The sequence below is a fragment of the Halalkalibacter sp. AB-rgal2 genome, assembly GCF_041821005.1.
Lineage (GTDB): Bacteria > Bacillota > Bacilli > Bacillales > Bacillaceae_D > Halalkalibacter.
In genome coordinates, this window is sequence record NZ_JBGUAV010000031.1 from 1 (window position 1) to 25,713 (window position 25,713).

General features: G+C 37.6%; 26 protein-coding genes. 13 read left to right on the forward strand and 13 right to left on the reverse strand.

Annotation, left to right across the window (positions count from 1 at the left end):
• Window positions 1-339 precede the first annotated feature (339 nt).
• Window positions 340-1,293, forward strand: a complete 954-nt coding sequence (coaA, locus tag ACERJO_RS18270; protein WP_373648439.1) for a type I pantothenate kinase — start codon at window positions 340-342, stop codon at window positions 1,291-1,293.
• Between the two features lie 262 nt (window positions 1,294-1,555).
• On the opposite strand, the gene ACERJO_RS18275 is transcribed toward coaA, so the two are convergent.
• Window positions 1,556-2,665: a D-alanyl-D-alanine carboxypeptidase family protein gene (locus ACERJO_RS18275; RefSeq protein WP_373648440.1), complete on the reverse strand. Its 1,110-nt coding sequence runs from the start codon at window positions 2,663-2,665 to the stop codon at window positions 1,556-1,558.
• A 286-nt stretch (window positions 2,666-2,951) separates the two neighbouring features.
• Between ACERJO_RS18275 and ACERJO_RS18280 the strand changes: the two genes are divergently transcribed.
• The 8 genes from ACERJO_RS18280 to ACERJO_RS18315 all read left to right on the forward strand — a co-directional run bounded on the left by ACERJO_RS18280 (window position 2,952) and on the right by ACERJO_RS18315 (window position 9,898).
• Complete coding sequence (locus ACERJO_RS18280) at window positions 2,952-3,536, forward strand: cell wall hydrolase (RefSeq protein ID WP_247106124.1); 585 nt, start codon at window positions 2,952-2,954, stop codon at window positions 3,534-3,536.
• Window positions 3,537-3,725: 189 nt separating this feature from the next.
• A complete protein-coding gene (locus tag ACERJO_RS18285; RefSeq protein ID WP_247106125.1) occupies window positions 3,726-4,478 on the forward strand; it encodes a GTP pyrophosphokinase in 753 nt (250 codons plus the stop codon).
• Between the two features lie 217 nt (window positions 4,479-4,695).
• Window positions 4,696-6,405 (forward strand): methyl-accepting chemotaxis protein, encoded by a 1,710-nt coding sequence (locus tag ACERJO_RS18290; protein ID WP_373648441.1) that lies wholly within the window; start codon window positions 4,696-4,698, stop codon window positions 6,403-6,405.
• A 595-nt stretch (window positions 6,406-7,000) separates the two neighbouring features.
• Window positions 7,001-7,369 (forward strand): GntR family transcriptional regulator, encoded by a 369-nt coding sequence (locus ACERJO_RS18295; RefSeq protein ID WP_373648442.1) that lies wholly within the window; start codon window positions 7,001-7,003, stop codon window positions 7,367-7,369.
• A complete protein-coding gene (locus ACERJO_RS18300; protein WP_373648443.1) occupies window positions 7,366-8,238 on the forward strand; it encodes an ABC transporter ATP-binding protein in 873 nt (290 codons plus the stop codon). Before ACERJO_RS18295 ends, ACERJO_RS18300 begins: the two co-directional genes overlap by 4 nt.
• Window positions 8,228-8,935: a hypothetical protein gene (locus tag ACERJO_RS18305; protein WP_373648444.1), complete on the forward strand. Its 708-nt coding sequence runs from the start codon at window positions 8,228-8,230 to the stop codon at window positions 8,933-8,935. Before ACERJO_RS18300 ends, ACERJO_RS18305 begins: the two co-directional genes overlap by 11 nt.
• Before the next feature lie 158 nt (window positions 8,936-9,093).
• Window positions 9,094-9,534: a YtoQ family protein gene (locus ACERJO_RS18310; protein WP_247106130.1), complete on the forward strand. Its 441-nt coding sequence runs from the start codon at window positions 9,094-9,096 to the stop codon at window positions 9,532-9,534.
• Window positions 9,535-9,769: 235 nt separating this feature from the next.
• On the forward strand, window positions 9,770-9,898 hold the full coding sequence (locus ACERJO_RS18315) for a hypothetical protein (RefSeq protein WP_260505917.1): 129 nt from the start codon (window positions 9,770-9,772) through the stop codon (window positions 9,896-9,898).
• Between the two features lie 55 nt (window positions 9,899-9,953).
• On the opposite strand, the gene ACERJO_RS18320 is transcribed toward ACERJO_RS18315, so the two are convergent.
• Window positions 9,954-10,691 carry a metallophosphoesterase family protein gene (locus ACERJO_RS18320; RefSeq protein WP_373648445.1) on the reverse strand — a complete coding sequence of 246 codons (738 nt, stop codon included), beginning with the start codon at window positions 10,689-10,691 and terminating at the stop codon, window positions 9,954-9,956.
• 174 nt (window positions 10,692-10,865) lie between these two features.
• Between ACERJO_RS18320 and ACERJO_RS18325 the strand changes: the two genes are divergently transcribed.
• Together ACERJO_RS18325 and ACERJO_RS18330 are read left to right on the forward strand one after the other, a co-directional pair.
• Window positions 10,866-11,504, forward strand: coding sequence for a hypothetical protein (locus ACERJO_RS18325; RefSeq protein WP_373648446.1), 639 nt, complete (start codon window positions 10,866-10,868; stop codon window positions 11,502-11,504).
• A 75-nt stretch (window positions 11,505-11,579) separates the two neighbouring features.
• Window positions 11,580-14,093 (forward strand): CBS domain-containing protein, encoded by a 2,514-nt coding sequence (locus tag ACERJO_RS18330; protein WP_373648447.1) that lies wholly within the window; start codon window positions 11,580-11,582, stop codon window positions 14,091-14,093.
• A gap of 803 nt (window positions 14,094-14,896) precedes the next feature.
• Here ACERJO_RS18330 and fabF read toward each other — a convergent pair.
• Together fabF and ACERJO_RS18340 are read right to left on the reverse strand one after the other, a co-directional pair.
• The gene (gene fabF, locus ACERJO_RS18335) at window positions 14,897-16,138 is read right to left on the reverse strand and encodes a beta-ketoacyl-ACP synthase II (RefSeq protein WP_373648448.1); all 1,242 of its coding nucleotides are present in this window, start codon (window positions 16,136-16,138) and stop codon (window positions 14,897-14,899) included.
• Window positions 16,139-16,173: 35 nt separating this feature from the next.
• Window positions 16,174-17,112 carry a beta-ketoacyl-ACP synthase III gene (locus ACERJO_RS18340; protein WP_247106135.1) on the reverse strand — a complete coding sequence of 313 codons (939 nt, stop codon included), beginning with the start codon at window positions 17,110-17,112 and terminating at the stop codon, window positions 16,174-16,176.
• 300 nt (window positions 17,113-17,412) lie between these two features.
• On the opposite strand from ACERJO_RS18340, the gene ACERJO_RS18345 reads away from it, so the two are divergent.
• Complete coding sequence (locus tag ACERJO_RS18345) at window positions 17,413-17,691, forward strand: hypothetical protein (protein ID WP_247106136.1); 279 nt, start codon at window positions 17,413-17,415, stop codon at window positions 17,689-17,691.
• Between the two features lie 93 nt (window positions 17,692-17,784).
• Here ACERJO_RS18345 and ACERJO_RS18350 read toward each other — a convergent pair whose 3' ends face one another.
• The 4 genes from ACERJO_RS18350 to ACERJO_RS18365 form a co-directional block, all read right to left on the reverse strand.
• The gene (locus ACERJO_RS18350) at window positions 17,785-18,060 is read right to left on the reverse strand and encodes a penicillin-binding protein (RefSeq protein ID WP_247106137.1); all 276 of its coding nucleotides are present in this window, start codon (window positions 18,058-18,060) and stop codon (window positions 17,785-17,787) included.
• Window positions 18,061-18,127: 67 nt separating this feature from the next.
• Window positions 18,128-18,460, reverse strand: a complete 333-nt coding sequence (locus ACERJO_RS18355; RefSeq protein ID WP_247106138.1) for a hypothetical protein — start codon at window positions 18,458-18,460, stop codon at window positions 18,128-18,130.
• Window positions 18,461-18,939: 479 nt separating this feature from the next.
• Window positions 18,940-19,128: a ComZ family protein gene (locus ACERJO_RS18360; RefSeq protein WP_247106181.1), complete on the reverse strand. Its 189-nt coding sequence runs from the start codon at window positions 19,126-19,128 to the stop codon at window positions 18,940-18,942.
• A gap of 146 nt (window positions 19,129-19,274) precedes the next feature.
• Entirely contained in the window at window positions 19,275-20,240 is a 966-nt protein-coding gene (locus tag ACERJO_RS18365) for a BMP family ABC transporter substrate-binding protein (RefSeq protein ID WP_373648449.1), read from the reverse strand.
• 359 nt (window positions 20,241-20,599) lie between these two features.
• Here ACERJO_RS18365 and ACERJO_RS18370 point away from each other — a divergent pair, with 359 nt between their 5' ends.
• A complete protein-coding gene (locus ACERJO_RS18370; protein ID WP_373648450.1) occupies window positions 20,600-22,195 on the forward strand; it encodes a peptide chain release factor 3 in 1,596 nt (531 codons plus the stop codon).
• A gap of 163 nt (window positions 22,196-22,358) precedes the next feature.
• Here ACERJO_RS18370 and ACERJO_RS18375 read toward each other — a convergent pair whose 3' ends face one another.
• The 5 genes from ACERJO_RS18375 to argF all read right to left on the reverse strand — a co-directional run bounded on the left by ACERJO_RS18375 (window position 22,359) and on the right by argF (window position 25,710).
• Entirely contained in the window at window positions 22,359-22,517 is a 159-nt protein-coding gene (locus ACERJO_RS18375) for a hypothetical protein (RefSeq protein WP_247106141.1), read from the reverse strand.
• Window positions 22,514-23,434 carry an NAD-dependent epimerase/dehydratase family protein gene (locus tag ACERJO_RS18380; RefSeq protein WP_373648451.1) on the reverse strand — a complete coding sequence of 307 codons (921 nt, stop codon included), beginning with the start codon at window positions 23,432-23,434 and terminating at the stop codon, window positions 22,514-22,516. The genes ACERJO_RS18375 and ACERJO_RS18380 overlap by 4 nt, the downstream gene beginning before the upstream one ends.
• 93 nt (window positions 23,435-23,527) lie before the next feature.
• Window positions 23,528-24,274, reverse strand: coding sequence for an alpha/beta hydrolase (locus ACERJO_RS18385; RefSeq protein WP_247106143.1), 747 nt, complete (start codon window positions 24,272-24,274; stop codon window positions 23,528-23,530).
• Between the two features lie 243 nt (window positions 24,275-24,517).
• Window positions 24,518-24,709, reverse strand: a complete 192-nt coding sequence (locus tag ACERJO_RS18390; RefSeq protein WP_247106144.1) for a YjzC family protein — start codon at window positions 24,707-24,709, stop codon at window positions 24,518-24,520.
• A gap of 47 nt (window positions 24,710-24,756) precedes the next feature.
• On the reverse strand, window positions 24,757-25,710 hold the full coding sequence (gene argF / locus ACERJO_RS18395) for an ornithine carbamoyltransferase (protein WP_247106145.1): 954 nt from the start codon (window positions 25,708-25,710) through the stop codon (window positions 24,757-24,759).
• Window positions 25,711-25,713: the final 3 nt, after the last annotated feature.

A 25,713-nucleotide genomic window follows, 5' to 3' on the forward strand; every position in this document is an offset into this window, starting at 1 on the left:
ACCTCGCAATGAGTGGGTTTCTCATAGCAAGGCGCGCAACGAGCGGAGCCATTACTCTTCCTTGAGTGACTAGAAAGGACTTTTTCAGTGACCTCCAAATCAACCTTTGATTAGGCAAACAACGGTTTCATTCGTTACTTGATATAAAAAAAACACTCGTATCAGGTTTTCAAAATAGGCATTATTCACGCCCAATACGAAAAGGCACCGAAAAAGTTAAAAACCAAACTTTTTCAATACCCTTACCCTTATAAAACGAATTAGTTACATTTTCACTGAAAGAAATGGTAGTATTAAATCAATTAATTGTACCTACTAACATGACTAAAGGAGATTTGTATGTCAACTCTACATCAAAAAGCACCCTTGTCTACTTATACCACCTTTACAAGACAAGAATGGGCAATTTTATCAGAAGCAACGAAGGAAATTTTATCAGACGAAGAACGAACAAAAATCGGAAGTATCGATCAAACAATATCTGCTGATGAAGTTGCGGATGTTTATTTACCACTTTCCCAGCTTCTTTATTTAAATATGGAGCAAGCGTTATCATTACATAGTAAGACAAATCGCTTCCTTCAGAAACAAACAAAAAAAACACCATATATAATTGGCATTGCTGGGAGTGTATCAGTTGGAAAAAGCACGACTGCTAGGTTATTACAGGCGCTTATTAAACGGTGGCCATCAAAGCCTTCAGTTGAACTTGTTACAACGGATGGATTTCTTTATCCAAATGCCATTTTGCAAAAGAAGAATTTAATGAAAAGAAAAGGGTTTCCTGAAAGCTATGATATAGAACGACTCATTCACTTTTTATATGATTTGAAATCTGGCACGTCTGGCATCGAAGCTCCTTTATACTCTCATTTGACGTATGACGTATTGCCAGATACTCACCAAACGATTGATAACCCTGACGTCGTCATCATTGAAGGAATTAACGTGCTCCAAGTAAACAAGAAAAATCAGCACATTCCTCATGTCTTCGTTTCTGATTTCTTTGACTTTTCTATTTATGTCGATGCTGATGAGCGCAATATCCAAGCTTGGTATATTGAACGCTTCAAACTATTGCGAAATACCGCGTTTCAAAAATCCGAATCTTATTTTCATCAATATCGCGATTTAAGTGATTACGAAGCGGAAGAGATTTCAAGAGGAATCTGGCAATCGATTAATGCCATAAATCTTGAAGAAAACATTAGACCAACTCGTCATCGTGCCGATATGATTTTAAAAAAAGGCGCAGGTCACAAAGTAAAAGAAGTCCGATTGAAAAATTTATAGTGATTGTTCAAAATGGGCGTTGTTTCCCTTCCTTTTTGAATAACCTAGAAGCAATGAGTGTAGTCGCTACATCTTTTAAAGTCTTGTGGTGAGTCGTTTTCTCTTCACAAGATGCGTAGCGAATGTAGCAATTTCATATTTTTTGGTGGTTTTTGAGCATGCTCCTATAGAAGTTTCAACAGCTTAAAAGGCACCAAAAACTTAAGTCCAAACTTTTTCAGTGCCCTCTTCACTCTTTCTACACACCCAATCTATATACCTATTAAGATACCCATCCAAAATAAGATAAAATTCGATAGAAGAAGGAATTCGAATCTTCTGCACTTTCCTCTCCTTCTTCTACTATAACGTCTTCATTGCTCTTTTCAGTCTCGACTAATTCTAATATAGAAGACATTAACCGATTATTGTTTTCATCAACTACACGTAATAACCCTGAATCATTGACATATACACTGGATTTTTCGCCTTTTTTTTGAACGTAATGTACATCATCGTTTAATTGAAAAACCTTTTTCGTATCCGTTTTGAATTTTTCGCCGGACTCTAACGTATGCAATTCATAAGAATCAAAACCATAATCTAATAACGCAGCTGTATCCTCATATGCATGTGAAGCAGATGGAGAGTTTAACGTAACGGCTATTAGCTCCATGCCATCTCGCTCAGCAGAAGTTACTAATGTATAACCAGATTTTCGGACAAATCCATTTTTCACACCAGTTGTTCCCTCATAATCCCACAGCATTCGATGGTGATTATAGATTATCGTTTCCCATCCTTCCCCATTCCATTCCATTTCTTTCATTGCTACAATTTCACGAAAAAGTTCATTCTCCAACGCATATTGCGTAATCTTCGCCATATCATATGCTGTTGTTATATGATTCTCATCAAATAACCCATGCGGGTTTGTAAAATTCGTACGACTTACCCCAATTTCATCATGAATAAAACGGTTCATTTCAAGAGCAAAGGCTTCCTCACTACCTGATATATGATGAGCAATGGCTGTTCCTGCATCATTACCTGAGTTAATAAGTAATCCTTGAATTAACGTTAATAGAGAAACCTCTTCATCTTCTAATAAATATACCCTAGTTCCAATCACTTCTGTTGCTTCCTTCGGTACCACAACTGTATCATCTACATGACCTTTTTCAATTGCCATTATAGCCGTTAAAATCTTTGTAATACTTGCTGGATACATCTGCTGTTGACTATCCTGTTCATACAAAATGTTTCCGCTTGTCGCATCCATTAAAACAGCCGTCTCACTATGTAATGAAGCTAGTTCTTCACCATAGATAGGTAAAGGTATAAACAAGTAACACATAGCCAGAAAACAAAAAAACAACTTACTAAACCTCATACTTTCCTCCTATTCACCATAATCTCATTCAACATTATAAAGGATAAATGTTACAGTTCGATATCATTCTAGTTACGGATGAAAAAAAATAGGTATATGTAGCTAGTATTTTATATTTCAATAGTGTTTCGTCATTCGTTACACAAATGTAAGATAACAAGCTCAGCTTTACAGCTACTAGTAATCTAGCAGCTAAAACCATTCAAATGGAAAATAACTCCTAAAGAAAAGCTACTATTTTTTTGTTAGGTTAGTAGACGAACAACTTTTAGGAGGTAATCACACAATGAAAAAAATAATTATGACAGTATGTGCAACAGCCATGATCTTTATTGGCGCACAAGGAGTACAAGCACAAACAACACATGAGGTCGTATCTGGAGACACTCTTTATCTATTAGGACAAAAATATGGCGTTTCTGTTCATGATATAAAAAAATCAAATAGTAAACAGTCGGATGTCATTTATATTGGAGAGCATTTACAAATTCCTAATAGTATTTCATCGACCGAGAGAGACTTATTAGCGCGACTTGTTCACGCAGAAGCACAAGGAGAGCCTTATTCTGGTAAGGTAGCCGTTGCAACTGTTGTTTTAAATCGCGTTGATCATGATGATTTTCCGAATTCGATCTACAATGTCATCCATGAAGTCGCGCCATCTGGACACTATGCCTTCTCTCCAGTACAAAATGGTCATATTAATCGTTCTGCTGATGATGAAGCAAAACGGGCAGTCGATGAAGCTCTAGCATTTAGAGGTCAGGGGGCAGGATCATTATTTTTCTATAATCCAGATATTGCTACGAATCATTGGATTGCAACTCGGACCGAAACGACGAGAATTGGAAACCATGTATTTGCAAAATAACCGTTAGTATTCAGAAAATCTTTCATGAAGATCACAAAGAAAGTCCATTTCTTTTCAGTGATCTTCTTCTTTTTTTGATAGTTTTCCATAATTCGGTCATCTTCATGAAAATTAAAGCCTTTCCATTGATTTTCTTCATTATTTTGTCATAATAATAGTGTAGAAAAAGTAAAGCTGAGGGGATTAGCTATGGATACAGATAAAATCGATATGAGTCAATTAAAAAAGTTCAAACATGAAGTGACAAGGTTTATGATGGCGTATAAGTTTGCTCTTGATAAAATGGATACAAGAATCGATATTTTAAAGCAAGAATTTGAATATATTCATGAATACAATCCAATCGAACATGTTAGCTCTCGTTTAAAATCACCTGAAAGTCTGTTAACGAAAATTCAACGTAAAAAAATCCCTCTTTCCTTAAATGGTATTAAAGAACAAGTACATGACATTGCTGGCATACGCATCACTTGTTCATTTCTATCAGATATTTATACGATCTGTGATATGATACAACGTCAGAAGGACCTTCAAGTTATAGAGATGAAAGATTATATTGCAAGTCCAAAACCAAATGGGTATCGTAGTCTTCACCTCATAGTTGAAGTACCTGTTTTCATGTCTGATCGGGAAATTCATGTTTATGTAGAAGTGCAAATACGTACAATTGCAATGGATTTTTGGGCTAGTTTAGAGCATAAGATTTTTTATAAATACAACAAAACGATCCCAACAAGACTAGTTAATGAATTAAAAGAAGCAGCTGAATCTGCATCAGCATTAGATTATAAAATGGAAACGATCCATAAGGAAGTAACGAATATTAAAGCTGCTCAAGATGAAGAAGAATCGTTGCGATCGCTAGACTGGAATAATGAAACATTTAAGCTGCCTTCTGGATTATTGCAATCCATTCTAGGTGGAGGGAAATCTTCATCTTAATCCGGAACATTTCTTAAAATGACTTGCAAAATGATTCGATTGTGTCACGTTTTTAGAAACGAACAACTACAAGCACTTTAGTTAAATCAATGGTTATAGTAGCTCCTCTTAAATTACTCCTCATACTACAATTTTATATGAAACATATATCTCCTTTACATTCCCTTTACATTCCTTTGATACAATCAACTTATTGTATCAAAGGGGGTATTTAGAAATGAGTAAAAAGAACCAAAAAAAAGAACACTTCTTTCATTCTTTCTGGAAAAAAGTGAATTTACGTTTACGCTTGCTTATTCTCTTATTTTCATTATTAACCATCTCAGTCACTTCAGTAGGCCTTATTTCTTACATTGTCGCTGAACGAACAACTTTAGCTTCAATGGAAAATCGACTAGAAAGAGAGACTGAGCTAATTGGTCATATTGCAGAAAACCTACATTTTTTGTATGTGAGTGATCATGACTATTTTATGCAGCTTCTTAATATTAATATCAGAGAACAGCATGAAACCTTTCTAAAGGAAGGAATTGAGGCTGACTTTCTTTACGTATCTGAGAATAATGTGTTTCCATTTAACGTGAGTGAAACTACACTTCCGTCTATCACTCAAGATATCATATCTAGCATGAGCAATTCGCCTAACGGAATCATTCATACCGAGTTAGATGGTATGGACTATACGATTACGTTTCGTGAGATGAGTGAAATCAATGGAACTTATGCAATTATCATTCCAAGGCATTCGTATATGGCACCTGTTCATCGCATGTCCCAGCTATCTATTATTGTAGGCTTTACGATTATTATCATTGCGACACTACTGATGTTATTATTAGTACGAACGATAACTAAGCCATTAACTATTTTGCAACAGACAATGAGAACAGTAAGAGAGGGTGATTTGCAACAAACACCATTAATAAAAACCACGATTCCAGAAATCTTATCTTTACATAAAAGCTATATTGCGATGATTCAGCATATGCGTTCGATGGTAACAGACTTAAAAAAAACTACGCATGAATTAGAAGTAACTGGAACACAACTAAGCACCTCTTCAGAAAATTCCCTTACATCAAGTCAGCAATTAGTTGAATCTATTCATGTAGTCAAGGAAGGCGCTGAACAAACCGCCATTAGCTCTGAAAGTAATTTAACTAACCTTAAACAAATGAATCAAAAGGTTGAAAAAATGCTCCTTAAAATGGAACAATTAGCTAATCAATCTAATGAAGTAGGCGATTCAGCTAAAAAAGGAGAAAAAACCGTCGCTAACCTTATCCAAACGTTCCATACTTTTCTAGGTGATTTCACCCAATTAACGCAAACCATTAAAGATGTTAAGCAACATTCCTCTTCGATTATGAATGTCGTTGATTTAATTAATGAAATAGCCGAGCAAACGAAATTATTAGCTTTAAATGCGACTATCGAAGCTGCTCGAGCAGGTGATGCCGGTAAAGGATTTGCAGTCGTAGCAACAGAGGTTCGCAAGCTTGCTGAACAATCTTCTAAGGCCACTGAACAGATTTCGGACTCCATCTCCAATATGGAAGCAAAAACGCTCGAAGCGAATAATGAATTCAATCAAATGCTAGATAAAACAAAATCGAACTTAAAAATGGCCAACAGTTCCAAACAATCATTAGACTCTCTTATGCAAGAAATCTCATCAGTGGGTATCAACCTTGATCAAATGAAAAAGGAAGTAGAACAATTTAATCATTTACTACCAGCTTTAGAACAAACATCACATAGTTTAACATCAATATCACAGGAAACATCTGCCAGTTCAGAAGAAATGATGGCGACGAGTGATGAACAAATCCAACAAGTACAGACTACTCATCAAATTGGTTTAACATTAACAGATTTATCGTCATCGCTTTCTAAGTTAACGAAACAATTTAAAGTGAGTGAGTAATGAACCAAAATTTCTGAGAAATAAAGCAAAACTCACACTAAGGACATTGAGAAGTTTATCTTTTCAATTGACTGGTTTTATTCCATATATCCTTCTCCCTTTTTTGCACGATAACGTAATAAGAGGAGGCCACTGAAAAAGTTAAAACCAAACTTTTTCAGTGGCCTCAATAAGAGAGGGTTTTTAAGGGCTCTGATTAGCACCCTTTGATTTTCTCTTTCCTTTTGAAAGAGTCAGCCTGTCGACAAAGTCTCGCAAAAGCGAGACAGTCGACAGGCTTTTTTTGAGTAGTTACCACGATACGGCGCTGCCAACTGAGACTGTAGAAACACCCACCCTCCAGCGTCACCAATAGAAAATAGAGGAAATAACGTAAAAATGCCTTTGAGAAAAAATTCTCAAAGACGTTTTGTCTACGGTCTGTCTCTTTCTTTTTGAAAGAGTTTATTTTATATTGCCATATTACAATTTGTCCCATATACAAGTCTTACATATCAGCATTTTTATCATTTAAATAAATACCCTATTGACTTTTCCGTTCATTACCTTTATGGTTAATTACATAAGTAACTAACCAATGAACGAAGGTGAGAACATGTCAAACAGCTTCGAGGACGATAAGCCCCTGTTTCAGCAAATTGCTGAAAGGATCGAGGAGAGTATTCTAGATGGGTCAATAGTCGAGGGAGAGCGTATTCCTTCTACAAATGAATTGGCAAAATATTATCAAATTAATCCAGCAACTGCTGGAAAAGGCATTAATCAATTAGTCGATCAGTCGATTATTTTTAAAAAGCGTGGGATTGGGATGTTCGTTACAGATGGTGCACGATCGATTATTTTGCAGAAACGGAAGGATGAATTTTATGATGAGTACATTGTTCCATTGAAAGCTGAAGCGAAGAGAATTGGCATTTCAAGCGAAGCTTTACTTACACTTATTAAGGAGGATGAGGAAGCATGATTACCTTTAAAAACGTTTCAAAATCATATGATAACAAGGTTGCTCTAAACGAGATTCACCTAGAACTTGAGAGAAACAAAATATACGGATTACTCGGTCGAAACGGCGCTGGTAAAACAACGATGCTCCAGCTTTTATCTGGTCATATGTTACCTGATCAAGGAAAAATTTTGATTAATGGCGAAGAGCCTTTTAATAATAAGAAAGCATTAGACCAAATTTGTTTCGTTAGTGAGAGTAGAAATTTCAAACAACGCCTCAAAATTAAACATGCACTAAAAATTGCATCCTTCTACTATCCAAAATGGTCAAATGATGTCGCAATTCGATTACTTGACGTATTCGAGCTCGACCAAAATTTAAATGTTAAAGGGTTGTCAAAAGGAATGGAATCAGCTTTAGGTATTATTATCGGTCTTGCTAGCCGCTCTCCCATCACCATCTTTGATGAGCCTTACATTGGACTAGATGCTTCCTTACGCTACACATTTTATGACATTTTACTCGAAGAATATGAAGCTGAGCCAAGAACGATTATTTTATCTACCCATTTAATCGATGAAGTAAGTGACTTATTCGAAGAGATTATTTTAGTAAAAGATCAGCAAATTTTATTACATGAGACGGCAGAGCAATTAAAAGCAAAAAGCTTAAAGATTAGTGGTCCTAAAACGGCGATTCAGGCTTTTTGTAAAAATAAACATGTTTTGCATCAGTCTGAAATGATGGGCAAACAGACGGCCATTTTATATGGGGATGCAACGATAACAGATGCTAAGAAAGCCGGTATTGAAGCTGAACATTGTCATATTCAAGAATTAATGGTTTATTTGACGACCAAAAAGGAGCGAAAGCCTTATGTATCGTGATATTCGAGCAAATACTTATTTCCTTTATAACGATTTTCGTTTTTCATTAGTTGTATTTTGGTCTATCTTTACAGCTAGTGTATTACTATTATTTGCATTGTCGCTATCGTTCTCACTTGAAACAACGATCATTATTTCACCAAGTATGGCCATTTTTTTCTTCTGTGGCTTCTCAGGTTACTTAACGGTAAAAGACAGCTTTCCATTTATGATCAAAATGGGATCAACACGTTCAAGTTTTGTTGTAAGCGTCATGTTGTTTAATCTCATATTGTCACTATTCATGGCAACCGTTTCTCTTATTATGACTGAAGTGATATCCTTGTTCAATCGCTTAACACAAAATGATCACTTTCAACTATATACAACGATTCAATTAACAACGTTAAACGAAACATGGATCTATACATTACTTCTTGATTTCTTTGTCTGCTTTTTCTTACTAACAGCTTTTCTACTAATAGGCTCTCTCTTCTATCGGTTCGGATTAATAGGCGGTGGAAGTGTGTTAGCGATCGTTCTTATTATTAATCTAATAGCGAATATTCGACACTGGTTAATGGGTTTGTTTCTTGAGTTTCAGGAGTATATGATCACAATTAACTTTGTGAACAGCTTTCTCCTTCTAGTCACTGTCATGATCACAATCTGGATTATCCTACAAAAGGCCCCAACTACTTCCAAACCTACACGTTAAAGTTGATTGGTGATATGTGATACCTTTTATAAGAGGTGTTCAAGAGGTGATTCAAAAAGGGAAAAATAGCCCTTTTTGAACGGCCTCTATAAATATGTTTAGAATACGTACAAAATGGGAAATAACAAATTATATGTAACCATACGGGAGGTAAAAAGATGGAACTAACTGTATATTTAGCTGGTCAAATTCATGACCATTGGCGGGAAGAGGTCATTCAAAAAGCAAAGCAACAAGGTCTACCTTTAACTTTTGTTGCACCTCAAACGAATCATGACCGCTCTGACCGTGTCGGTGAGGACATATTAGGAAAGCAACCTGGAAACGTTTACCGAGATGATGCAGCATCCGATATTAATAATTTCCGGACCGAGGTCCTTATGCGAAAATCTGATATCGTTATTGCATTATTCGGAGAAACGTATAAACAATGGAATACAGCAATGGATGCGGCTACAGCGATTAACATGAACAAACCAACGATCATTATTAGACCTAAATCATTAGTTCACCCCTTGAAGGAACTAGCTAATAAAGCAAATGTAACAGTGGAGACTATTGATCAAGCACTAGAAACTATCGGTTATATTTTTGAATAAAAAAACTGCAAGCGGCTTTTCTTAAATGCGTCATGCGTAGTCGCTACAAGGAGCTTCCATAAAAGTGGAGTTATTTCAAAAATACGTGTATCGTACGGAGCCGAGCCCTTCTCTGAACAAATCAGTGCAATGAAAAAGTTGATTAGTGTCCTCAATTTTTTCACCTTAGATAAAGTAACGTGAATTAGGACACAATATGGGTGATTAAATACAAATGAAGGGGAGGTTTGCTAGTATGAGTAAACGTTCAAAATCGAAGCGTAACATGATTGAAAGCAAGGATGCTGTTCAACCTGCAAACAAAAAAGAACGAACAACGATCTCTAAAATGACGAGAGGAAACGCTGCTGCTGATCAAGAATAGAAAATTATCCTTACAAGGTGTCTGTTCCCTAATCAGGACAGACACCGTTCTTTTTTCATTTCGCTCCTCGATATTGTCCTGTCCGAAGTTCTAACGTATATTCTTCTAATTCAGGCATATTCATTTCTTTTGCTCGCCGAATCGCCAATTCTACATCGTATGGAACACGCATAAATTGAATGGAAAATACCCCTTCTTCTAATTGATCACGGATTCCTTCTAGGATCACATATGATGCTTGTACTTGATCAAGGGGATTACCGACGCTTCCTACATTCATAATCGTCTGCCGTTTATGATGCTGAATGTAAGCATTATGAATATCTCCATAAATAATGATGTTCGGTTTTGTTTCCCCTGCAATATTTGCTGTTAATTCACTATTTTGAAATAAACTCATGCGGTCATCAATCGCGTCCCAAGGTTGAATTCTCTCGTAGACACTTCTTGGAGATGCATGAAAGAAACGAATCAGCTGACCACTTAACCAAAACTCATATGAATGAGGAAGGCTTCGTAAATATTGAACGTCCTCATCAGTTAATTGCTCCTGATGCCACTTAATCACTACATAATCAGTTGGTTTAGTGATAAAGTCATCCCAGTTCCCCATGACGACATGGTCACAATGCTGTTTAATTAAGTCAACAGATTTTTTTGATTCAGGACCTTTGCCAACCAAATCACCAAGACAAATGATCTCATCTATTGACCGTAATCCTATGTCCTCTAGTACAGCCTCAAGTGCTGGGATATTTCCATGAATATCAGACACAATCGCTAAACGCTTCATTAGGACCTCCTCACTCAACTTCTTTGTTGTATTAATGACTATGAATATACACTTTTCGTTATCCAACGTCAAAGTCCTGCTTTTCCTAACTATTTTTCCTTAAATAAAGGTTTCATTTCATAAAATAGGGAATATATGTAGTAGAAAAGCAATTCATCCAAAGGAGGGATGGAAATGAGCTATAACCGCACACGTATTGAGCGCATTCGCACTAATTATGTCAATCGCCTTACCTCCTCGACAGGCGTTCATGCTGTTGAAGAGATTGAAGCAACACGACCAATCGCAAATGAAACAAAACACCCTGCCGATAACTTTATCCTTTCCTACGAACGTTATTACCGGGCTTTGCAAGATTTAAAAGACGAATTTAAGCAATTTTATCATCATGAGCAAGAGCTCAAAAAAGCTATAGAACAGCTAAATGCGAATGAAACCTTTATTTATCAAACAGAGCAGCTTATTCATAAATTCAACAACGCCATTACGGCTCTTTCTCAATATGATCGTGTTGCAGGGACTTGCCATACTGAGGCAATCCATAACATTTTACAGCAATATGATGAGCCTTTTTCAGAAATAGGGCTGCACATTAACGAAGACAACCATTTAACACTAAACACTATGAAGTTACTACATTTTTTAACGGAATCAAAAAATACAGGGACCGATCTCATAGGTAGGTTTAAATCACTCATTTTAAAAGAGTATTACTCATTCCTAAAGGTGAAGCCTTCTCGAACTAAAATGGAACATGCTTATGAACCCCCTACTCTACAAACAAAAGGATTGATGATCGAGGAGCAACGTTGACCAACCGTTTATGAATCGCTATGCTTGTAAAAGAAACCAATTAGAAAGATTATATGGATGAAAGAGGTACGATTCATGGAAGTGATTGTTTCACATGTAAATTTAGATTTTGACGGACTTGCCTGTATGTTAGCGGCTAAGAAGCTTCATCCAAATGCGATCGTTGCTCTAACGGATAAGCAGCAAGCCTCGGTCAAATCATTTCTAGCTATATACCGGGATAAGCTGTCCTTTTTTGCCTATGAGCACATTCAATGGGATGAGGTCACCACATTTATCATCGTAGATGTGTCATCACTAATCAGAACAGGTGTTCCTATTAAGCGATTACACAATTACGAAATGATGATTTATGATCATCATCAACAAAAGCAAGCTGATCCTACAGAACAACGAATCATTAAGCCATATGGAGCTGCCATTACGATTTTTATTGAACTTATGATGAAGCAGCATATCCAATTATCCCCGTTCGAAGCAACCTTATTCGGACTCGGATTGTATACTGATACGGGAAACTTCACTTACCCACAAACAAGAACGGAGGATTTACAAGCAGCGGTATTTTTAATGCAAAACGGAATGGATTTATCTTTAATTGAGAGATTTTCTGAGGCTGATTTATCACTTGAAGATAGACAATTACTTCAAACATTACTCCTAACAGGAAGTGAGATTGAAAAGGATGGGTTAAGCCTTTTTATGACCAAGCATGAGCAAAGTAACTATCAAGGTGGGCTAGCTACATTAACGAGAAAATTATTGGAGATGACTCATTGTGACGCAGTGATTGTTACAGTCAAGATGAACAAACATGTCTATGTCGTTGTTCGAAGTAGTTCTGAACGAATTGATTTTCAACCTTTACTTCATAGCTTAGGTGGTGGTGGTCACGCTCAAGCCGGCTCTGCAACGATCAAAAGAAGCTCACTGTCTGATGCAGTGAAACAAGTCCAGTCCTCGTTAAGCAGAATCTTTCAAGTACCATTAACAGCAGCGGATATGATGACTTCACCTGTTAAATATGTCCATCCAGATGTTACGATTCAATCAACACTCGAGCAAATGCTTCAATACGGACATACAGGCTTTCCTGTGTTAAATGAAAAAAAACAATTAATTGGTGTCATCTCTCGTCGTGATGTCGATAAAGCGATCCATCACGGCCTTGGCCATGCTCCCGTCAAAGGATATATGTCTACCAACATTATAACATTGCCAAAAGATGCTTCCATTGAGACGATTCAATCGACGTTGATGAAACACAATATAGGAAGAATACCTATTACAGAAGAAGGAAAAATAGTCGGAATCATTTCAAGAACTGATTTAATAGAGGAGCTACATCAATCACTCCCAAGAGAAAAAGATCAACAACTCATTAGTCAAAAGTCAATGATAAAAAAAATGAATCGTCAATTACCTTCTTCCATCGTGCAACTACTAAAAGCAATTGGTCAAATAGCCGATGATAGGCAGCATCCAATCTATTTAGTCGGTGGAATAGTACGTGACTTATTACTTGAAAAACGAAACGAAGATATTGATATTGTCATCGAAGCGGATGCGATTGTATTTGCTGAACAGCTTGTCCAATCATTAGGTGGCACGTATAAAGCTCATAACGACTTTGGTACAGCGACATGGATAACCGAAAACAATCACAAAATTGACTTAGTCACGTGCCGTACGGAATATTATGACAAACCAGGTGCTCTTCCAAGTGTGAGAGCGTCTAATATACGCGAAGATTTAAGTCGAAGAGATTTTACGATTAATGCACTTGCTCTTCAATTAAATGAAACCAAGTTTGGAACATTACTTGATTATTTTCAAGGGCGAAATGACTTGCAAAAGAAACAAATTCGAGTCCTACATTCATTAAGCTTTGTTGAGGACCCTACGAGGATATTCCGAGCGATTCGCTTTGCTCTTCGACTCAACTATGATTTAGCTAAACAAACTATGCAATTAGCTTTCGATGCAGCTCATATGGTTAAGCTCATTAGTCCGCATCGATTGATGCGAGAGTTGAAATTATTAGCATTAGAGGATCATCTTTTTCGCGGAATCGAAAAACTAGATGAACTATCCATTTGGGAAGAACTATTCAATACCACTTTAACAGCAAAACGAACCAAAATGCTCAACTCTTTAAAAGAGCACCGCGTACAAGATGTTTACCTGTATCTTCTCGTGTTCTTAACAGATCGAAACGAAGAACTATTGCGTCAATATGCTCTATCATCTGAACATCAGCGCTTACTCGATGAGCTTCGTGAACTAGAAAGTCAAAAGGAAGCATTTTATTCGTTTGGCTCTGCCCATAAACAGCTACACTATATCCAGGAAAAAAGCCTACTCTTTTACAGTATACGCGAGGATGATGAATGGATTTGGACTTATACGCTAAGAAGGAGCCAGCTCATTCCACTCCTTACTGGTAATGATTTAATCGCAAATGGTTTAACACCAGGTCCTTTATTTAAATCGATCCTTTTTCAACTTACATGTTTACAACTAGATGGGGAGATTGACACGAGAGAAGAAGCTCTTGAATGGTTAAAAAAGAAATTGAGTAAGGGGTAATGTTCCTCATGCAAAATAAATAAGGACTGAGTAGAAGAGGCTGGGACTAAACCCTCCTCTGAAATGAAAAGCCGATGAAATTTTACGACAAGTAAAATCTCACCGGCTTTGATTATTTTCTTTATAAAAGGAGCTTATTTTTCACAATAAATAAGGACAACTTCTCATAAAATTAATTTACCACACCAAATCCAATCAGAAGGAAGTGTCCTTATGTTTAAGAATGATAACATGAATCAGTTAGTTTTGCCGTTAGATTTAGAAGTAAAATGATAAACGAACGATTTCGCCTTTTACATGCACTATGTAATTGAAAGTATTCCTCATCAGGCGTTGCCCAGATGGTTCAAAAAGTAGATGATGTCATTTCCGAATATGACCAAAAATTGAAGTGGCGGATCGAAAAGAGTGAAGGAGTGAGCGGAAATACCCGAAACAAGTCCGCAAGCAGTTGATGGATTTCATTGAACGCAAACTAGAGAAAGGTGAATTCAAGCGTGCTCAAATTCACCTTTCTCATTATTGGAAGCTAGTTATGTCCCAGCCTCTTCTACAAAATAAAACAATTTGAATAACGATTCAAAGAAAGACGGTCACGCGAAGCCACTGAAAAAGGACAAATCAACGTTTTCAGCACCTTTGATTTGACTAGCAATGGCTTCACTCACTGCTAGCCTTATACATGGAAGCCTCCTATAAGTTTTCAAAACAGAAAACAGACAACGGATTCACACATTACTGAAAGGGCACCAAAAAAGTTAAACCTTAAACTTTTTAGTACCCTCGGTCACGCTTTTCTTCTATTAACCTTCGTACTGTTTAAATACTAGCGTCGCATTATGACCACCAAAACCTAATGAGTTGCTCATAACAGCACGTACTTTCTGCTGACGCGCTTCATTGGGAACGTAGTCTAAATCACACTCTGGATCAGGCGTTTCATAATTAATCGTCGGAGGTAAGATGCCATCTTGAATGGCTTTAACACATAGAATCGCCTCTACTGCTCCAGCAGCACCTAGTAAATGCCCCGTCATCGACTTAGTTGAGCTAATCGCCAATTTGTAAGCATGTTCACCAAACACCGTCTTAGCCGCCATCGTTTCGAATTTATCATTATACGGTGTACTTGTACCATGTGCATTTAAATAATCGATATCTGAAGGCTTTAACCCTGCATCTTCAATCGCTTGTTTCATTGCACGAGACCCTCCCTCACCTTCTGGAGCTGGAGCTGTCACGTGATGAGCATCGCCCGTTGCACTATAGCCTGAAATTTCTGCATAAATACGCGCACCACGTTTTTTCGCAGAATCTAAACTTTCTAAAATCACGATACCAGCGCCTTCACCCATAACGAAGCCGTCACGGTTCTGATCAAAAGGACGCGAAGCCGTTGCAGGATCCTCATTTGTTGAAACGGCCTTTGCTGCACAAAAGCCGGCAACAGCCATATTCGTAATTGGAGCCTCAGAGCCTCCTGTAATCATAATATCTGCATCACCACGTTGAATCACTTTAAATGCATCTCCTATTGAATTCGTTCCAGATGCACATGCTGTAACCGTACATGAATTAATGCCTTTTGCCCCTGTCATAATTGACACTTGTCCTGAAGCCATATCTGGAATCATCATCGGTACGAAGAACGGACTTACACGACGATAGCCTTTATCAAGAAATTGGTGGAAATTCTTTTCATATGTTTCCATTCCACCTATTCCGGAGCCGATCCAAACCCCTACTCGAGGTGCAATGTCTTCTGTAATCGTCAAATCTGCATCCTTTAACGCCATTAATGATGATGCGACTGCAAATTGTGTAAAACGGTCCATTTTACGTGCTTCTTTCCTATCCATAAATGCACTAGGATCGAATTCATGTACTTCAGCTGACACATGGATCGGGAATTGATCTGCATCCACACGGGATAGCGGCCCAATTCCAGATTTACCTGCTATTGCATGTTTCCACGTTTCATCAACATTTAACCCTAACGGATTTACAGTTCCCATTCCTGTTATGACTACTCGATGCTTATCCATTATTATCTCTCCTTTACCCTTTTACTATTATCTTGTTATTTCCCCCACCTTAAAGCTACAGCACCCCATGTTAATCCAGCACCAAAACCTACTAATACAATAACATCTCCATCTTTAATCTTTCCAGCCTTCCATTCATCAACAAGCGCCATCGGAATAGATGCTGATGAAGTGTTGCCATATTTTTGAACCGTTAAAGCCATTTTTTCCTTATCTAAGCCTAACCGTTCACGTGCAGCCTCCATGATACGAATATTCGCTTGATGTGGAATGAGGAAATCACAATCCTCTTTTGTCAAACCCGCTTTTTCAAGCACATGTACAGATGATTCTCCCATTTGACGAACGGCAAATTTAAACACCTCACGACCATTCATTTCTAAATATTTATCCTTTTGGTGAATGTGCATCGAACCTCCACCATCTGCTCCTAATTCAAACGATAGTATACCCTTATCAGCTGAAACGGGACCCATTACTGCTGCTCCAGCTCCATCACCAAACAAGACAGCTGTATTTCGATCATTAAAATCAGTAATCTTAGAAAGCTTCTCTACACCGACCACTAGAATATTTTTGTATACACCTGTTTCAATGAACTGCTGGGCAGTTACTAATCCATAAATAAATCCAGCACATGCGGCACTTACGTCCATCGCTGCAGCTTTCTTTGCACCTAGTTCATGTTGGATTAACGTTGATACAGTTGGAAACGGCATATCAGGAGTAACAGTTGCCACTAGAATTAAGTCTAGATCCTCTGCAGCGATTTCAGCATGCTCTAATGCTTCCTTTGCTGCTGCTAAGGCCATATGTGAACTATCGACCCCTGCTGATGCAAATCGACGTTCTTCAATCCCTGTTCTTGTTCGAATCCATTCATCGTTCGTATCTATTTTTTTCTCTAAATCTAAATTAGTTACCACATGTTCAGGAATGTAGCTTCCAATTCCGATAATGCCTGCCTTCGTCATAATTATTCCCCCTTCAACGGAGCTCCCTCTTTAGGGTTCCTATTAGTACCTGCTGCTAATTTTAACGCAACTCTTTCTATCTGTCTAGGTTCAACCGATATTTAGGCTACCGTCCGTAACACAAGAAGCCTACTCTACCATAAACTAACTTATAAGAGCACATAATTAATCTTATGAAGGGTATTTCTGACCAGTATTCCAAAACTCGTTAAATCCTTTCACAAAAATATAACGTGAGCCACTACTCACCTAAAAGGGTTATTTAACGTTATTATTTATCCTTAAAAAGGAGGTATTCCAATGGCAGATCAACAACCACCGGAACGCGATTTCTTTTCTGATTTAATGTTCGGACGATCTCAACAACAAACAACTGATGAAGAACGAATTGAACCCGAAGAAACAGAAAATATAGACAAACAGGAAACACAACAGGAGGCGAATTATCAACCTTCCCCAAACCAATTAGATGCAATATTTACACTTGCCCAATCACTTGCACCATTATTTTCGGTTGTACAAGATTGGTTATCAAAAAGAAATAATGGTGCTAAGGACGAGACAAAAAAGGAGAAATAACTTTTTTCGATCATCCGAGGTCTCACCAGCCAAAAAATGGACTCATAAGTAGTATAATACTTTGAGTCCATTCGTCATCTAGATTTTCAATTATCACCATACATAATGAGGTTTTGGTTGATAACCATACGATGGGCCGAAATTGGGTCCGTATGACGGACCATATTGTGGTCCCAGATTAGGGCCGAATTGTGGGCCGAACTGTGGGCCATAGCTCGGTGCATAAACATTAGGTCGCCCAAAGCCACCAAACAAAACAGGTCCTACTGCTAATCCTGCTAGAAAAGGCAAGAATGGGAATCGTTGATCTTGGCCGTGATAATGCCCCGGTTGATTGCGAAACCCTTGCAAATGAGCGTGACGATACATGTGAAGCAACTCCTTCCCATAGGTTAGTATCATTCTATGAGAATATGTTCAAAATGGAGCTTATCCATTATGGATGTTCTTGTTCTTTCTCTAGCTCGTACATTAATGTCTCAAACAATTGATCCAAATTACTTTTTAATCGTTCTTCTTCATCATTTTTGGTTTTCATTTCTTTAACAGCTCCATATGTCTCAAGGAATCCTTCCATGTCTCCTGTTCGAAATTGAGCGATTCCATATGAAACAAATAAACGTATATGAGGAGCACCACCCTGCCTCATCAACTCAATAAATGGTTTAAGAGCTCTTAACGCATCTTCAAATTTACCTTCTTGTAACAGTTCAAAGCCCTTTTTCATTTCCATTGCAAATGCTTGTAGCTTCGATGATTCTTGTGTCAACACACCCACTCCTCACACAATTAAATCTGTTAAGAAAAACCGTGCAGCGGTCTTTTCTTAATTGCGTCATGCGTAGTCGTTACAAGGGGTTTAATTGTCTAAAGGTGATTTCCTTTCAGATCAAAGTGTAACAAACGAGCCGACGCTCCTCTTTGAGTTTTCCTACTTCCTCATTGATTAGCTTCTAAAGATTTTTTTACTTATCTTTGACATTCTGATTCTACAAAAAACAAGAGAGGTACCAAAAGGAACCCTTTTGAAATACCTCCAAAACTAATTTAATGTTTCAAATAAAGATGGTAAGCCCCCTATATCCATTCAAAAACACTGAAAAAGTACAATTCAACTTTTCAGTACCTTTGATTTGGCAAGCAGTGGCATCACTCGTTGCTCGCCTGATAAAAGAAACCCACTCGTATCAAGCTATTCAAAATAGGAAATGATTTCATACATTGCTTAAAGGTCACCGGAATTGCCAGCTATTCATCCGTTTGAACAGCTTCTTGTTTTCCTAATTCATAGGCTTCATTCATCACATTTAAAAGCAACTCAAGCATAGGCTGTAAATCTTCCATATTGAATTCGATACCTTTTTCATCTAACATTTGTTTTCCTTCAGGTAAATATTTCATCGCAATTTGCATAAACTTCATATTCTGTTCCTGCATGTTATCCACCTCTTGTCCTCTTCTTCCTTCATAACGATACTATGACATAATCACGAAAGCAAGAAAACTGTCCTCATTAAACCGCAAAATTTCCTAATCTAACGTAAAAATGAGACACTCCCACCGTACTCTACGTATCACATTATCTAGAAAATCCAACTAGTCGGTAACTCACCTGTTTCAATAAAGTGATTAACAGCATCCTCCATTTTTATTTGCACATCTTCTGGCACCTCAGATCCAAATGGTCCAAGAGAAATAACACCATCACCAAAGTCATACATTAAGTTCCCACCAACCAATTCGCCTTTCTGATATTGGTTTGCTATTAACTCATATAAGCCGTCTACCTTTTGAATCGTACTTGTTAAGACAGTCGTACCTCCAAGGTCTAATTGATCACTAACATATCCAATAACATAGAGTCCTTCTCTTTTCGTTTCCTCGACTACTCTAACATGAAAGCCATCACCAGTCGGATAAAAAACATCCACCCCACTAGCTACCATGTCATTAAAGAAGTCAAGCGCTTTCTCTTCATTTGCCCAATCTTCAACATAGTCAATTCGTACGGTTGTCATTTCATCAAGTGTTGCTCCTTCATAAAACCCTTCTACTTCAGATTGCCAAGGAAATGCTGCAATAACTCCCACTTGGTGAGTTTCAGACATTTTTGCTGCAATTAAGCCCGCAAAAAAACCCATCGCATACCCATCAAAATGAAGACTGGTTACATTATTCCCTTCAACAGACCCATTAAAGCTAACAAAATGCAAGTCCTCGTATTGTTTACCTAATTCAGTAAACGGTTCTGAATAAAAGTGTCCATGACCAAACACGAGTGTAACTCCTTCAGAAGCAAACTCCTCCACAGCTCGTTCCACTTTTGCTTCCGAATCAATATTTTCCTTAAACACCACGTCTACTTCGAACTTCGAATGAATATTCAAAAGTCCTTGGTAACCTTTACTATTCCAACCTTGGTCATCAATCGTATTTTCTAACAACAAACCGATCTTTGAAGATGATGCGGATGTTTCGTCTGTCTGTGAACATCCTAAAAGAAAACAAACAAAAAAAATTAAAATAAATAGATAAAAACGGTTGTTCATCTTGTTGACACTCCCTAAACTTTCTAAAAAGATATCATTTTTCCCAAACTCGACATGCTGTTGCGGACGAATCCTTCTTAGCTATTCGTTACGTATATGCCTTTTTCCTTTAATGTTGAACTACTTAAACAAAATGTAACATGTCTGTAATATCGGTATATGTCACTCTTAATGAAACAGTCTACACCTCTTACAGTCTTATACATACTACATAGTAACATAGAATTACAAAATATTTATACATTGTTCGTCATTTTTCAACATTCGCTCAGCATTTTAATTTAGTATTATGAAATTTTCCTTCTTCACTGGTATAATGATTATGCACAAAATAGTAGAGAGAATTGAGGAATGTCAAAATGAGTTATATTTATGCGGTCCAGTCACGACGCACATTTGCGATCATCTCCCATCCGGATGCCGGGAAAACGACTTTAACTGAAAAGCTTTTGTTGTTTGGTGGAGCAATTCGTGAAGCAGGAACTGTAAAAGGAAAGAAAAATACAAAGCATGCTGTAAGTGATTGGATGGAGATCGAAAAACAAAGAGGGATTTCCGTCACAAGTTCCGTGTTAGAATTCAAATATAATGGCTATCACATTAATATTTTAGATACACCTGGTCATGAGGACTTTAGTGAAGATACGTATCGTACATTAACAGCCGCTGATTCAGCTACGATGTTAATTGATGCGGCTAAAGGGGTAGAGGCACAAACAAAAAAATTGTTTAAAGTATGTAAAATGCGTGGAATCCCTATATTCACTTTTATGAACAAACTTGACCGTCAAGGCCGTGACCCATTTGAATTAATGGAGGAATTGGAAGAGCTTCTTGGCATTAGATCTTATCCAATGGGATGGCCGATTGGAATGGGACAATCCTTTTCAGGTGTTTATGACCGACTAAACCAAAAGCTTGAATTATACAACCCTGACAACCCAAAAGACATTGATATTATTCAACTATCAGGTCCAGATGACCCTAAGTTAGATGAAGCGATTAATGATGAAGCCCTTGTTTCGCAATTTCGTGAAGAGTTAGAATTGTTAGATGTGGCTGGAGATCCCTACGATTTGGATCTTATTAAATCAGGTGAGCTGACGCCTATTTTTTTCGGAAGTGCGATTTCTAGCTTCGGTGTTCAAACCTTTTTAGAGCATTTCTTAACGCTCTCACCTTCACCTTCACCACGAAAGAGTTCAACAGGTGAAATTGATCCATTAACAAATGAAGATTTTTCTGGTTTCATTTTTAAAATCCAAGCGAATATGAACCCAGCTCACCGTGACCGAGTTGCCTTTCTCCGTATTACATCTGGAATGTTCGAAAGAGGAATGCCTGTTAACCACGTACGATTAGGCAAACAAATGAAATTGACACAACCAACACAGTTTTTAGCACAAAGCCGTAACATAATCGATAAGGCGTACCCTGGTGATATTATCGGGCTATTTGACCCAGGAACATTGCGAATTGGTGACACACTTGTGCAAAACAGCACATTCGAATTTGCTGAAATGCCGCACTTTTCACCAGAGTTTTTTAGTGTCATTACAGTAAAAGAAGCACTTAAGCATAAATCCTTCGAAAAAGGGATTCATCAATTAACAGAGGAAGGAGCGATCCAGCTTTTTAAAACGTATAACCGATTTGCTGAACAGCAAATTGTTGGCGTAGTAGGTGTTCTCCAATTTGAGGTGCTAGAATATCGCCTAAAACACGAATACAAAGTAGATATTCAACTCGATCGTCTTCCATTTACACTTGCTCGTTGGGTAACTGGAGATGAAAATGCATTATTAGCGTTCAAAAAGACACAGCGTAATTTAGTGACAGATCGTGATCAACACATTGTCGCCCTTTTTGAAAATGAGTTCCAAATGCGAACAGCAGCCGATAAATATCCGGACATTACGTTCCACGAAAACTCTTATACACAAACCGAACAATAACTCATTTTCTTATATATGTCATCTGCGGATTGATTAAAAGTTAAGATTGTCTGAAAGAAGAGTACTTTCAGACAATCCGCCCGTAGAAAGTAAGATGTATGTCCGAAGTAGCGATTAGAGCTGGAGATTCGACTAAAACACTTATGTCACAGTCTCTTAATCGTCAACGCCATTTCCTACGTACGAACACTTCAACAGCAAAACCAACGATCAGTGCGATGATAACACTAGCTCCCTCGTGCAATCGGACCAATGTCGATAATACATAAAAGCTTGTCATTGTCACAACAGCAAATATAATAATTCCGATAAAAGCCTTCATTCCTCTATTCCATCCCCTTCATTTCTTAAAACCTGTCTCTGCCATTGTTCCACATGTTGCTTTTGTTTCGCAATACCTTCTTGTAAAGATGTTTTCACTTGGTAGCCTAAATCATCTGTAGCTTTATGATTACTTACATGAACAGTTGGTCGCTTGTGAGCTAGCTTAGGATGATCTTTATTAATAAGCGTAAGCCCAGAAAACCATTCACCTATTCTACCTGTGGATAAGTGATACACTTCATTATGTTTTTTTGTTGTAGCTGCTAGAAGAAGTCCGTCTACACAATCCTCTACATATAACAAATCTGCCGTCGAACGATCAACATTGGCATTTTCATTACCTAGCAGTAACTGTTGAAACATCATATCACTCCGTTGCCACGGGCCGTATACGGTTGGTAACCGAAATATATAATAAGGAATCCCCTTTTTTTTACATTCCCTCATAATTAACCTCTCACTTGCTAATTTCGTAATGCCGTAAGGTGAAGTAGGATTAGTTGATGTTTTCTCTGTAATTTTTCCCGGACGTTCACCGTATACTTCAACAGTCGAAGCGTAAACAAATCTTGTTTCACTTGTGCTTGCATGAATCAGTCGTTCCGTTACTGTTACGTTTTTTTCAATTACTTCTGTTAATCTTGGCCACTTACTATCTGCATGCGTTAAAGCAGCTAAGTGAAAAACAATATCAACTTTTTTCATCATTTTTTTCAAATCCATGTTCTCGATCATCTCATTATGAAAGGTTAAAGATGCATTCCGTCCAATTCTCATCCATTTCTCTTCTTTCTCAACATCTATATCATCTCTCATTGAATCGACTAGAATCACTTCATATCCTTCGTTTAACAATCGTTCACACAAATGAAAACCAATAAAACCTAATCCGCCAGTGACAAGTGCTCTACCCATTGTAACCTCCTCCATAACTTCACTTTATGTTCATAACGACCAAATATTATAGGAATATTGAATGGCGTTTTATTGCCAATCATTTAAATAGATTTAAAGCTTTACTTCATACTTTTTAAAGAAAGGATACGCTGCTTGTGCTGTTCGATAAAATGATTGCTCATTACCATGAATTCGAAGATTGACATACGTATTTAATTCAGCTAGCTTCTGTAAAAATGGTCGACTATGAATATGAAGAGGAAAGCGTTTTTCATTTATATCACAATGAATGGATAATGGAGGGACATCGTCAAATGTATATGAAGGTGCAATCAATTTAATCCAGTCATTTGTTATTCGTCTTTTATCTTCCTGATATACTTCAGCTAATTCCTTTTCCAATCGCTTAAAAAACCATTTATTCTCTTGTTCTTGTCGGTAAAAGGCTTGTAAATCTAAACATGGATTAATAAGGTAACAGGATCGTAGCCATTCCTTCTCCTCAGCTATCCACCTTAATGCTAATAAAGCACCTGTTCCTTCTGCCAATAAATGAATTCGGCTATTTAAAATTTCCTGCTTTAACACCTGATGATACATGTGAAGCACTATTCTAAAATCCTCTTCACTGCCCCAATGTGATGGATGGAGTGGGGGTACAACAACGGTATAGCCACGTTGAAGTAATCCTGTTAGAAATAAAGACTTTTCAGGGTGAATCTCCCAGTCACTGTCGTCTTCTCTCGTGATTATACCGTTATCACCTAAAAGAAAGACAGCAAATCCATTAGGTCTTTCAGGAAGGTAGGTCACACCCCATTTTTGAGCTATTTGTTGATAACGTGCATCCCTCATCACTAAGCTACTCCTATCTTCATTGTTCTCCTTCTATCGTTACTACCATATGCAAAGAATCATGAAAACGGAAGGGGCGTGTCACCAAGGGCACTGAAAAAGTTTGTTTTGATCATTTTTCGGTAACCTTTCATCAATGTGAGCCGTTTTCTGAAAAATTACTATGAGTGAAACTTGAATATTTCCAAAGAAAAAAAGCCTCAAAGGTTTAAGAACCTTTAAGGCTTTAACTACTAGCAGTTTCATTTAATTTCCTGATCTCCTTTTACTTTTTGGTGCCCATTTCCGGTCATGGTTTGAAGTATCAGGAAATACGTCACCTGCTTCCATTTTCAAAGACTTTGGATCTTGAACCATACTACCCGTTTCACCAATCTCGACATAGATACCATTGTTTGGCGCTTTTTGACCAGGCTCAAATTGCTTATTTTGTCCCATAATCATATCCCTCCTTCACTTGGTAGTATTGCCAAGTGAAGAGTGAATCATGAATGGGTCATTAAAGCTACGAGAATGGACTTCTGAGCATGAAGACGATTTTCAGCTTGATCATAAATAGCTGAATGAGGTCCATCGATTACACCTTCTGAAACCTCTTCCCCACGATGCGCAGGTAAACAATGCAGAAAGACATAATCATCTTTTGCTAATTCTGCTAATGATTCATCTACTTGATAAGCTAAAAATTTGTTCGTTCGCTCATCCTGTTCTGCTTCATATCCCATACTTGCCCATACGTCTGTATAAATAGCATCAGCATCACGCACAGCTTCTTTCGGATCATGAGTTTGTGTCAGAGTGGCACCCGTTTCTTGTGCCGCTTCTTGCGCCTTCGCAAAAATTGCTTGATCAACCTCATAGCCTTCTGGAGTAGCAATCGACACGTCCATCCCAACCTTCGCCCCAACTGCAAGCAATGAATGAGCAACATTATTGCCATCGCCAATATACGTAAGCTTTAACCCTTTTAATTTCCCTTTATACTCTAAGATTGTCAATGCATCTGCCATTGCCTGACACGGATGATAACCATCCGTTAATGCATTAATTACAGGAACGGACGCATGCTCAGCTAGCTCCTCAACAAGTTCATGGGAATTCGTACGAATCATAATCGCATCGACATAACGTGAAAGAACATTAGCCGTGTCCTTAATAGGCTCGCCTCGACCGATTTGCATATCACGTGGACTTAAAAATAAAGCATGTCCACCTAATTGAGTCATTCCAACTTCAAATGAAACGCGCGTTCTTGTCGAAGCATTTTCAAAAATCATTCCTAATGACTTTCCTTTTAGCAAATCTGATTGCTTTCCATCCTTTGTTTCTTGCTTCAGCATTAATGAATGCTGAAGCAGCTGATCAATTTCTAACGGTGAAAAATCAAGTAATGTTAAAAAACTTTTTCCACTTAATAATGATAAATCGACATTTGCCACGAA